The organism is Arthrobacter sp. ASL1 (assembly GCF_056680475.1).
Genome location: NZ_CM155284.1, coordinates 2,093,845 through 2,104,710, shown reverse-complemented (window position 1 = coordinate 2,104,710; position 10,866 = coordinate 2,093,845). Strand labels below are relative to the sequence as shown.

Annotated in this window: 8 protein-coding genes and 1 riboswitch; of the genes, 1 reads left to right on the top strand and 7 read right to left on the bottom strand. The window is 69.1% G+C overall.

The window, feature by feature from the left end:
* Window positions 1–44: 44 nt before the first annotated feature.
* The 3 genes from AC1MEQ_RS09890 to AC1MEQ_RS09880 are packed head-to-tail and all read right to left on the bottom strand — an operon-like array spanning window position 45 to window position 5,873.
* A complete protein-coding gene (locus AC1MEQ_RS09890; protein WP_479790286.1) occupies window positions 45–1,535 on the bottom strand; it encodes an NAD-dependent succinate-semialdehyde dehydrogenase in 1,491 nt (496 codons plus the stop codon).
* On the bottom strand, window positions 1,532–4,591 hold the full coding sequence (locus AC1MEQ_RS09885; RefSeq protein ID WP_479790285.1) for an FAD-binding and (Fe-S)-binding domain-containing protein: 3,060 nt from the start codon (window positions 4,589–4,591) through the stop codon (window positions 1,532–1,534). The genes AC1MEQ_RS09890 and AC1MEQ_RS09885 overlap by 4 nt, the downstream gene beginning before the upstream one ends.
* Window positions 4,592–4,601: 10 nt before the next feature.
* Window positions 4,602–5,873 (bottom strand): aspartate aminotransferase family protein, encoded by a 1,272-nt coding sequence (locus AC1MEQ_RS09880; RefSeq protein ID WP_479790283.1) that lies wholly within the window; start codon window positions 5,871–5,873, stop codon window positions 4,602–4,604.
* Between the two features lie 80 nt (window positions 5,874–5,953).
* On the opposite strand from AC1MEQ_RS09880, the gene AC1MEQ_RS09875 reads away from it, so the two are divergent.
* Window positions 5,954–6,934 carry a D-2-hydroxyacid dehydrogenase gene (locus AC1MEQ_RS09875; protein ID WP_479796105.1) on the top strand — a complete coding sequence of 327 codons (981 nt, stop codon included), beginning with the start codon at window positions 5,954–5,956 and terminating at the stop codon, window positions 6,932–6,934.
* A 244-nt stretch (window positions 6,935–7,178) separates the two neighbouring features.
* Here the strand turns inward: AC1MEQ_RS09875 and AC1MEQ_RS09870 are convergent, their stop codons facing one another.
* The 4 genes from AC1MEQ_RS09870 to AC1MEQ_RS09855 all read right to left on the bottom strand — a co-directional run bounded on the left by AC1MEQ_RS09870 (window position 7,179) and on the right by AC1MEQ_RS09855 (window position 10,808).
* Window positions 7,179–8,132 carry a C40 family peptidase gene (locus AC1MEQ_RS09870; protein WP_479790282.1) on the bottom strand — a complete coding sequence of 318 codons (954 nt, stop codon included), beginning with the start codon at window positions 8,130–8,132 and terminating at the stop codon, window positions 7,179–7,181.
* 6 nt (window positions 8,133–8,138) lie between these two features.
* Window positions 8,139–8,302, bottom strand: a riboswitch (cyclic di-AMP (ydaO/yuaA leader).
* Between the two features lie 344 nt (window positions 8,303–8,646).
* Window positions 8,647–9,417 (bottom strand): F510_1955 family glycosylhydrolase, encoded by a 771-nt coding sequence (locus tag AC1MEQ_RS09865; protein ID WP_479790280.1) that lies wholly within the window; start codon window positions 9,415–9,417, stop codon window positions 8,647–8,649.
* A 218-nt stretch (window positions 9,418–9,635) separates the two neighbouring features.
* The gene (locus AC1MEQ_RS09860) at window positions 9,636–10,244 is read right to left on the bottom strand and encodes a DUF305 domain-containing protein (protein ID WP_479790278.1); all 609 of its coding nucleotides are present in this window, start codon (window positions 10,242–10,244) and stop codon (window positions 9,636–9,638) included.
* Between the two features lie 111 nt (window positions 10,245–10,355).
* A complete protein-coding gene (locus AC1MEQ_RS09855; RefSeq protein ID WP_479790277.1) occupies window positions 10,356–10,808 on the bottom strand; it encodes a hypothetical protein in 453 nt (150 codons plus the stop codon).
* Between the last annotated feature and the right edge of the window lie 58 nt (window positions 10,809–10,866).

The window sequence follows — 10,866 nt, the reverse complement described above, 5'->3', positions numbered from 1 at the left end:
ACAATCATAGGGTGTGCCTCAGGTCACTGACAAGAGCCGACAGGTCAGGCGCGTGGCATGGCCATGTACTTGGTCTCGAGGTACTCCTCGATGCCCACGCGGCCGCCCTCGCGGCCCAGTCCCGAGGCCTTGATGCCGCCGAACGGTGCCGCCGGGTTGGAGACGATGCCGGTGTTCAACCCGACCATGCCGACCTCCAGGGCATCGCCCACGCGGAAGGCGCGGTCCAGGTCACGGGTGAACAGGTAGCCGGCCAGTCCCCACGGGGTGTCGTTGGCCATCGCGACGACCTGCTCCTCGGTCTCGAACGGGATCAGTGGCGCCACGGGGCCGAAGATCTCCTCGGTCATCAGGTGTGCCGAGGGGTCCACATCGGTGAGCACGGTGGGGGAGTAGAAGTAGCCCTTGCCCTCCGGGCGGGAGCCGCCGATGACCACGCGGGCACCCTTGGCCACGGCATCGTCAACGAGCTCGCCAACCTTGACCAGCGCCTTCTCCTCGACCAGCGGGCCGACGTCGGTGCCGTCGACGGCACCGTCGCCCACGGTCAATGCACCCAGCCGGGCGGCGAGCTTCTCCGCGAAGGCATCGGCCACGGACGACTGGACGAAGATCCGGTTCGCCGCCGTGCAGGCCTCGCCCATGTTGCGCATCTTCGCGGCGAAGGCACCCTCGACAGCACGGTCCAGGTCGGCGTCCTCGAACACGATCAGCGGGGCGTTGCCGCCGAGCTCCATGGAGGAGCGCATGACGTGCTGTGCCGCCTGCTCGAGCAGCCGGACGCCCACGCCGGTGGACCCGGTGAAGCTGACCTTGCGGGCGATCCCGGATTCCATCCACGGGGTCACCACGGAGGAGGCGCTCTTGGTGCACACCACGTTGAGCACGCCGGCCGGCAGCCCGGCCTCGATGAGGATGTCCACCAGGGCCAGCGAGGACAGCGGGGTCAGGTTGGCCGGCTTGAAGACCATCGTGCAGCCGGCGGCGATGGCGGGTCCGATCTTCCGGGTGCCCATGGCCAGCGGGAAGTTCCACGGGGTGATCAGCACGCAGGGGCCGACCGGCTCCTTGGTGACCATGATCCGGTTCTTGCCGTCACCGGTGATCGTCTGGTCCCCGCCGATGCGCACGGCCTCCTCGGAGAACCAGCGGAAGAACTCGGCGGCGTAGGCGACTTCGCCGCGGGCCTCGGCCAGCGGCTTGCCCATCTCGGACGTCATGACCAGGGCGAGGTCCTCCTGGCGGGCCATGATCAGGTCGTAGGCCCGGCGCAGGATCTCGCTGCGTTCCCGCGGGGCGGTGCGGGCCCAGTCCTTCTGGGCGGCGCCGGCGGCCTCGATGGCGCGCCGGGCGTCCTCGGCGTTGCCGTTGGCGACCGTGGCGATGACCTCCTCGGTGGCGGGGTTCACGACGTCGAAGCGCTCGCCTGAACTGGATTCGACCCAGGCGCCGTCGATGTACAGGCCGGTGCTGATCGCCTCGACGGCGGTGCGCGCCGCGTCGGAGGTCCGGGGGGTGGAGGTCTGCGTGGTCATGGGTGCTCCTTCGGGTTGCTGGTGGAAAGCTGGTGGTTCGTGGCGGCCGGGCGGCCGGGGTCGAGCAGTTCGGCCAGGTGCAGGCCGCGTCGGCCGCCGTCGAGCTGTTGGACCTGCATGGTGCAGGAAAACCCGTCGGCGAGCACCGGGGTGGTGCCGTTGCCGGCGCGCATCGCCGGGGCGAGCGCCTGTTCGGCGACCTTCATGCTGGTCTCGTAGTGGTTGGCCTCGAAGCCGAAGTTCCCGGCGACGCCGCAGCAGCCGGTGGCCTCGATGACCTCGGGGATCCCCAGCGCGGCCAGGGCCTTGCGCTGGGTGGCGGCCCCGAACACGGAGTACTCGTGGCAATGCGACTGCACGACGACGGAGTCGGGCACCGGAGCTGCCGGGTTGGGGGTCCAGCCGCCGGCCGCCAGGGCGGAGATGTGCCCGGCGAAGCTGCGCACCCGGGACGCCACTCGGCGGGCCGCCTCGGTGTGCACGAGTTCGGGCAGGTCCTTGGCCAGGGCCGCCGCGCAGCTGGGCTCGACCACGACGATCGGACGGTCCGTGCCGTCATCGAGCGCCTCGGCGGCGTGGGCGAGCAGCTTGCGGGCCGTACCCAGCTGGCCGGTGGAGATGTAGGTCAATCCGCAGCAGGCATCGGCCGAACACGTCACCGGTTCCCCGGCGTCGGCCAGCACGCGGGCCGCGGCCCCGGCGACCTCCGGGCGGAAGCCCTTCGTGAACGTGTCCACGAACAGCACCGCACCGGTGGTGGCCTGCGTGCCCTCGGAGGCACCGCCGTCGTGCCCGGTGGCGACGACGCGCGGCACCGCTGCACCGGCGGACAGGGTCCGGGGCGGGCCGATGCGCGTGCGCGGCGCGTTGGCCAGGGCGGCGTCGACCTCGCGGCGCCAGGCGGTGGCTGACGCGAACCGGGGCAGCGCGCGGCGCGTCGTCAGCCCGCCGACTGCGGAGACGAGCTTGCCCAGCGGGGAACCCATGACCGCGTTGACCAGCGGGGTGATCCGCCCGGTGACCTTGAGCCAGCGGGGCAGCCAACCCAGCGAGAAGTGCGAGAGCGGGCGCATCCGCCCCTCGTAGTAGTGGGAGAAGAATTCGGACTTGTAGGTGGCCATGTCCACGCCGGTCGGGCAGTCGGTGGCGCACGCCTTGCAGGACAGGCAGAGGTCCAGCACCTCGCGGACGGCCTCGGACTTCCAGCCCTCCTCGACGGTGGCCGCGGTGCGGACCATCTCCTGCAGCACGCGGGCGCGGCCGCGGGTGGAGTCCTTCTCGTCGCCGGTGGCCCGGTAGCTGGGGCACATCACCCCGCCGGTGTCGGTGCGGCATTTGCCGACCCCGATGCAGCCCTGCACCGCGTGGACGAACGGGTCCACGCCGTGGACGGCATCTGGACCGGAGGCGGGGGAGAGGTCGAAGCTGGTGCGCCATTCGCGCTCGGGCACCCCGTTCAGCAGCAGGTGCTCGTCGAATGCGTCCGGGCTGGTTATCACCCCGGGGTTCAGCAGCCCCGTCGGATCCCAGTTCGCCCGGAAGGCCTCGAAGGCGGCGAGCATGTCGCGCGAGTACATCAGCGGCAGGAACTCCGAGCGGGCCCGTCCGTCGCCGTGTTCGCCGGACAGCGAGCCGCCGTGGGCGACGACCAGCCGGGCGGCGTCGGCGGTGAACTCGCGGAATACGGCCCGTCCGGCGGCGCTGCGCAGGTCGTAGGTGATGCGCACGTGCATGCAGCCGGCCCCGAAGTGTCCGTACATCACGCCCTGCAGGCCGTGTTCGGCCAGCAGGTCGCGGAAGTCCGCGAGGTAGTCGGCCAGGCGTTCGGGGGCGACGGCGGAATCCTCCCACCCGGGCCAGGACTCCCCGCCGGTGTGCAGCCGGGAGGACAGGCCCGCCCCGTCCTCGCGCACCCGCCACAGCGACGCGCGTTCGGTGGCGTCGGGGACGACCCGCCCGTCGACCATGCGCCCGATGGAGCGCAGCCGGCCCAGCAACTCGTCGGCCTGGGCCTGGACGTCGTCCGGGTTGTCGCCGTCGAGGTCGATGTACAGCCAGGCCTGGCCGTCGGGCAGCCCGATGACGGAGTCCTCGCCGCGGCGGGCCCTCATGGTCGCGACGATGGCGTCGTCGATCCCCTCCACGGCCGCGGGGGAGAACCCGAGGATGGTCTCGATGTCCCGGGCCGCCTCCACGACGTCCGGGTAGCCGATGCACAGCAGCAGCGCGCTCGCCGGCTTGTGCACCAGTGCCATGCGGGCACGCACGACGACGGCGCAGGTCCCCTCGGACCCCACCAGGGCCCGGGCGATGTTGAAGCCCTTCTCTGGCAGCAGGTGCTCCAGGTGGTAGCCGGAGACCTGGCGCTGGATCCGGCCCAGGTCGGTGCGGAAACCGGCCAGGTTGTCCTGCGCCAGCCTCTCCATCGCCGTGGTCAGCTCCGCGGCCCGGCGCACCGCGCCGTCGTCGTTCCCGTCGGTGGCACGGATCCCGGTGGCGGTGGCCGTCAGGGCGGTCCCGTCGGAGGTGACGAGGTCGAACTCGATGACGTGGTCGCTGGTGCGGCCGTAGCGCACCGAGTGGTTCCCGCAGGCGTCGTTGCCGATGGCCCCGCCGACGGTGGCGCGGGTCTTCGAGGACGGGTCGGGGGCGAACGTGAGCCGACCGGCGGTGCGGGCCTCGATCTCGCGGGAGAGCGTGGCCAGCACCATGCCGGGCTCGACGTCGACCCAGAGTTCGTCCTCGTCGAGGGTGAGGATGGCGTTCATGTGCCGGGAAAAGTCCAGGACCACGCCGGGGCCGACGGCGTTGCCGCCCATGGAGGTGCCGCCGCCGCGTCCGGTCACCGGGGTGCCGGTGGCGTGGCAGGCACGCAGGGTGGCTTCCACGTCCGCCGCGTTGTTCGGGAACACCACGCCGAGCGGCCGCACCCGGTAGTTGGAGGCATCGTAGGAGTATTCCGCCCGGCGGTGCTCGGAGACATCGAAGTCAATGCCCGCCGCGTCGAGGAGCCCGGCCACGGTGTCGGTGGTGGCCGGTGCCGCTGTCTGGGTCATGTGCTGCTTTCTAGGCCTTGGCGAAGGTGCGTTCGGACACTGCGGAGACGGCGGCCTCGAAGCGCTGGAGCCCGAGGTCGATCTCGTCGGCCGTGACCACGAGCGCGGGGATCAGTCGCACGACGTTGCCCTGCGGGCCGCAGGTGAGCGTCAGCAGACCGTGGCCGGTGGTCTCCTGTTGGATGGCGGCCGCGGTGGTGGCGTCGGGCTGGCCGTCGCCGGTGGTGAACTCGATGCCCTGCATCAGGCCCCAGCCGCGGACGTCGCCGATGAACGGGAAGCGGGACTGGATCTGCTTCAGCCCGGCCTGCAGCTGGTCGCCGCGCACCCGGGAGTTCTCCACGAGTCCCTCGTCGTCGACGACGGCCAGGGTGGCCACGCCGGCGGCGGCGGAGACGGCATTGCCGCCGTAGGTCCCGCCCTGGGAGCCGGGCCAGCCCTTGGACATCAGCTCGGTGGAGGCGGCGATGGCGGAGATCGGGAAGCCGGAGGCGATGCCCTTGGCGGTGATGAGGATGTCGGGGGTGGCGGTGGAGTGCTGGTGGCCCCAGAACTTGCCGGTGCGTCCGACGCCGGCCTGGACCTCGTCGATGATCAGCAGGATGTCGTGCCGTGTGGCGCGTTCGCGCAGCCCCTCGAGGAAGCGCGGCGGGGTGGGCAGGTAGCCGCCGTCGCCCAGGGCCGGTTCGATGAGGAAGGCGGCGGTGTCGTTCGGGGCGGTGCGCGTGGTCAGCAGGTAGTCCAGTTCCTGCAGGGCGAAGTCGATGGCGGTGTCCTCATCCCAGCCGTAGCGGTAGGCGTACGGGAAGGCGGACATGTGGACGCCGGCCATCAGCGGGGAGAAACCGGCGGAGAAACGGGTGCCGGCGGTGGTCAAGGACGCCGCGGCGACGGTGCGGCCGTGGAAGCCGCCCTGGAAGACCACGATGTTCGGTCGTCCGGTGGCCATGCGGGCCAGGCGGATGGAGGCCTCGACGGCCTCGGAGCCGGAGTTGGCGTAGAAGACGGAGTCCAGCCCGGACGGCAGCTTCTCACCGAGCTTGTCGGTCAGTTCCAGCAGCGGCTGGTGCATCACGGTCGTGTTCTGGGCGTGGATGATCTTGCCGCACTGTTCCTGCGCGGCGGCGACGACGCGCGGGTGGCAGTGGCCGGTGCTGGTCACCCCGATGCCGGTGGTGAAATCCAGGTATTCGGCTCCGTCGGTTCCGTAGATCCAGGATCCGAGGGCGTGGTCGACGACCACGGGGGTCGCTTGCTTCAACAGGGGGCTCAAAGTCGTCATGTGTTCATCGTGGTGGCCCGATCGGTAGATTGTCAACAATCTTTTTGAACTGTAGCGTTGATGACGTGAAACACACCGAAATGAACCGCCCGCGACTGGCCCTGCTCACCGCACCCGGCGTGCCCGAACCCTACAACCTGGACGCCATCCGCGAGCGCGCCGACGTCGTCGTCGCCCATGCCGACACCCTGGCCGAGGCGTTGCAGGGCGCCGGCACCCTCCTGTTGTGGGACTTCTTCTCCTCGGCACTTCGCGATGCCTGGCATGCCGCCGATGCGCTGGAGTGGGTGCACGTGGCCGCGGCCGGTGTGGATGCGATGCTCTTCGACGGATTGCGCGAGGCCCCGGTGGTGCTCACCAACGCGCATGGGACGTTTTCCCAGCCCATCGCCGAGTTCGTGCTGGCCTCGGTGCTCGCGCACGACAAGCAGCTGCACCGCAGCGAGGCGTTGCAGCGCCGGGGCACCTGGCAGCACCGCGAGCTGACGCGCACGGCCGGTTCACGCGCGATCGTGGTCGGGACCGGCGGGATCGGCCGGGCCACCGCCCGGTTGCTGCGGGCCGTCGGCATGCAGGTCCAGGGTGCCGGGCGCACACCGCGGGAAGCGGATCCCGACTTCGGCACCGTCTTTCCCAGCGACGAGCTCGCCGCCCGGGTGGGAGACGCAGACCATGTGGTGCTGGCCGCGCCGCTGACCGAGGCCACCCGCGGGATCTTGAACGCGCAGGTGCTGGCGGCCATGAAGCCGAGCGCCCACCTGGTCAACATCGGCCGCGGTTCCCTGGTCGATGAACCGGCGCTCATCGAGGCGCTCCGGGATGGCCAGATCGCCGCCGCCTCGCTCGACGTCGTTGCCGTCGAGCCGATGCCCGTCGACCACCCGTTCTGGGAGATGGAGAACGTGCACATCTCCGCCCACATGAGCGGCGATGTCCATGGCTGGCGGGACGAGCTGGCCGACCAGTTCCTGGCCAACCTCGACGCCTACATCGCCGGCGAGCCACTGAACAACGTGGTGGACAAGGACCGCGGTTACGTCAGTACCGCTCCGTCGTCGTAGCGCTGGTGGACTGCCATCGGGGAAGCCGCACGATCAGGCGTCCGGGTCGTCCATGGGTGCCCGGAACTCCTGAGCAAAGGCAGGCGGCGGCAATCCCGGCAGCCCACTCCAACGACTCGCCACGCGATTTCGCCATGGTGCTCCGAGCCGGCCAGGATAATTCATCTTTTGGTCGTCACAGATCCACATCCTTAAGGACGTGCGGGCCCCATCCGGCACGGATGGAGCCCACATATCGTCGCGGCTAGCCTACGTAGGTGTAGTAGCCCATGAGGGGGCCGTAGGGGCTGTCCGCAGGCCGTATCACGGTCCCGACCGAGGGATTTTGGGCACCGATGATCTTGCCGCCACCGATGTAGATGCCGACATGGCTTCCACCATTCTGGTAGACAAGGTCGCCCGGCTTGGGGTTCGAGGTGCTGACGAACTTGCCGCTGCCGCGAATGGCCGACGTGTTGTGGGGCAGGCTGATGCCGTGCTGACCGTAGACGTACTGCACGAAGCCCGAGCAATCCCAGCCGCTAGGGGAGCTCCCACCGAAAACGTAGGGCGATCCCTTGTACTGCATGGCCGTTGCGGCGATGCCGGACAGCCCTGCGCTGGGAGCGGAAGCCGGTTCGGCCTTCTTGGTCACGGTGCCGGCGGAAGCGGTCGTCACGCTCGAGTCGGAAGAGGAGGAGCTGGCGCTGGCGGTATCCCGCGAGCTGCTGCTCTGCGAGGACGCGGCGACTTGGCGGTCGGCGGAGGCCTCCTGGGCGGCTTCACGCTCGGCGGCGGCTGCCTGCTGGGCGGCTTCGCGCTCGGCGGCGGCCGCCTGCTGGGCGGCTTCGCGCTCGGCGGCGGCCTGGCGCTGTGCCTCGCGGTAGGCGGCACCGGACGTCGAGGAGATGTCGGCGACGGAGACCTTGATCTGCGAGCCCTTCGACTCCGGCTTCGCGGCGGGCACGGTCACGGCTGCCGGGGTGGTCACCGATGCACGCTGCACGTCGGTGACGGGGGCCTTATCTGCGGCGCGGGCGGCAGGCGCGGCCTCGGCCGGAAGGCCGAGGGTCAGCACGAGGCCGGACGCGGCGGCGATGACTGCCGCCTGGCGGCCGACGGAGCCGGAGTTTGAGGACACGGCCTTGGAGATCGACCCCAACGGGTTCGTGCGGACGGGCGTGGCGCGGTGGCGGCCCAGGGCTTGGCTCTTGGTCATGTAGTGAATACCTCTCCCAATGCCTGCGGGGTGAGCTGTCGGGTTCGGGTGGGAGCCACCCGGCGTCCGCGCTGATGATTCAGTGCGACGCGCTTAACCCCAAGGATCCTTGCGGACCCGATATTGGTTCCCCCGCCACTGCCAGACTTTGCGTGAACGGAACCCGCAGTGGTGGCAGTGCTCGGCAATCCACGCGGGTGTACCGGGCCCATCGGAAGCCCGGCACGCATACGAATTTACAAGAAATAAGTGTAAAAGTCACGAATTGGTTACGAAACGGTTTCCCTTGGGTCACGGTGGAGGTCGATGCGTAGCCAGCGTGATGCCCGGTTCGAGCCCCTTGGTAGATCCCTCGGCCGCTTGAGCGCCGGGCAGGGCCGCGGATTTCACCGTCTCGGTGAAGACCCCTCCGAGGCTCGCCCGGCTGATCCTCGGACAAAACAAGGCCATTTGGCTGCGTCCGTCCCGAGCCGTGCACGCCCGTGTGGTGGCGCGGACTTGACCGGTCGATTTGTCACTCCTTGCCCGTCTGGGCCTTGATGGCGGTGAACGACCGGCCCATGTCGCGGGAAACCTGGACACCGGTGGGAGAGGCGATCCAGACCTGGGGCTCGCTTTCGCTGGTGGTCACGTCGATGGCGGCCGCCTCTCCGGTGGTGTGGCCCTGCTTCCGCCAGGTGAAGCCGGCGTCCATGCTGGAATACACGGTTCCGTCGGGGGCGATTCCCGCCGCATTGGAGCCGGATACGGCGGTCAGCATCAACAGTGGTGCTCCGGGCACGGGGTTCCAGGACTTGCCGTGGTCGACCGAGCGCCTCAAACCGTCCTCGGTCGTGGCCAGGGCAACGTGGCCGTCCGTGGTGGCCGAGAGGTGGTAGGCCGGTATCTGGTCCTCGGCCGGGGTCCATGAGCTGCCACCTTCGTTGACGAGCAGTTGTCCATCGAACCCGATGATGGCCTCGTGGGTGGCTGCCAGGGCATGGAAGTCCGACTGGCCGGTGCGCGATAGCGGCGTCCACGTCTTGCCCTCATTGGTGGGTTCGATTAGGCCCACGGGGTTGGGTAGGTCCACCCCGGGGCCGGGGTGGCCCGAGGCGTAGAGGGTCCCGTTGGCGCCGGCGGTGAAGCCCATGAGGTCGATGTTCGGACCGATCTTGGTGGCGGGCTTCTTGGAGACGTCATACAGGCCGTCGTGGGTGGCAAGTAGGATCCTGCCCGTTTCAGCGTTGACGTCCATGCCGTGGATGTGGCTGGAGGGGTAGTCGGCGGCGGCTGCCGCAGGCACAGGATCGTCCAGGGTGGACGCGGGAGAACAGGCAGAGAGAAGCAATGCGCCCGCTGCCAGGACGGCAGCGGCTGAGGTTCGGCGGCGGGGCAGGAGGGGCTGGGGAAAATGAGGGGACATGCCGGTTCCTTCGGGAGTTCTCGGGTGCGCGGGAATGGGCCGATGTGGGACCGGACGGTACCGGCCCCACACCGACTGGGACGCAGGGCTGTGGTGGCCTAAAGGCCGGAGAGCAGGTCCTGCATTTCCTTGATCTCGGCCTGCTGCGTCTTGATGATCTGCTGGGCCAAGGCGATGGCCTGGGGGTTCTGGCCATCGGCGATCTCGTCCTCGGCCATGCCGACGGCACCCTGGTGGTGCTCGATCATCGCTTGCAGGAACATCCGCGCTGCGTCGGCGCCCTGCGCCGACCGGAGCTCATTGAGTTGCTCATCGGTCATCATTCCCTCCATGCCGTGTCCGGCCATGCCCATTTCCGTGGATTCGCCCCACGCCGTGAGCCAGCCGGTCATAGTTTGGATCTCCGGCCCCTGGGCGTCTTTGATCTCGGTGGCCAGATCGGTGATCTCGGGTTCGATCCCGTCCTTGGCCAGCATGATCCCGCTCATCTGGACGGCCTGCTGGTGGTGGGGGATCATCATCTGCGCGAACATCGTGTCCGCGTCATTGTGCTCGGCCGCCACCTCACTGACCGAGGTCGGCGATGTGGACTGTCGCGATGATGCCGAGCTGGAAGCCGAGTCCCCGGGTTCCTGGTTGCCGGCACAACCGACCAGGGAGATTGCTGCGGCCACGCCGATGGCGGGCAGGAAAAGCTTGCGTGTCATGGTGTTTCGTCCTTCGTTGTCCAAGATGTCTGCAGGTCACTCGGCCACCCACGGGTAGCCGGGGAAGTCCGACCAGTGGCCAGAAAGGCGCGACTGATCCGCATACCGGTTCTAGGTACGGCTGATGCAGAGTTGGGTTAACGAAGGCGTGGGCACGAACCTGATTCCCCGCCAGTGAAGTGGTGGGCCGCGACGCCGCAATGAATGCCGCAGCACCTGCCGTGGGGGGAGCAGGAAGCCGAACGTCGCCAAGACGATCAACGACAACACGCAGATGCCGACCGCCATGTCACCGGCGTCGCAGGTCCCGACGCAGCCCAGCATCGGGAAACCATCACCCGGGGGGTGGTGTTCCGCCGAGAGGCCGGGGAATTTCGGAACGCCGGCCATGTCCGACCCTGCCGGCGACTTCGAGGCCGACGCGGTCTGGGCTCCGTGGGTCTCCGAGTGCTCCCCATGCCCGCCCATCCACAGATGCATGCCAATGATGCCCGTCAGGACGGCTCCCAGGCACAGCATGAGGAGGAAAGCCTGCGGGCGCGGACCGGTCCTTCCTGTAAGCATCACAGCGACCATTCTACTTTGGAGACCAAAAGGGAGGGCCCACGGCAGGTGCCAAGCA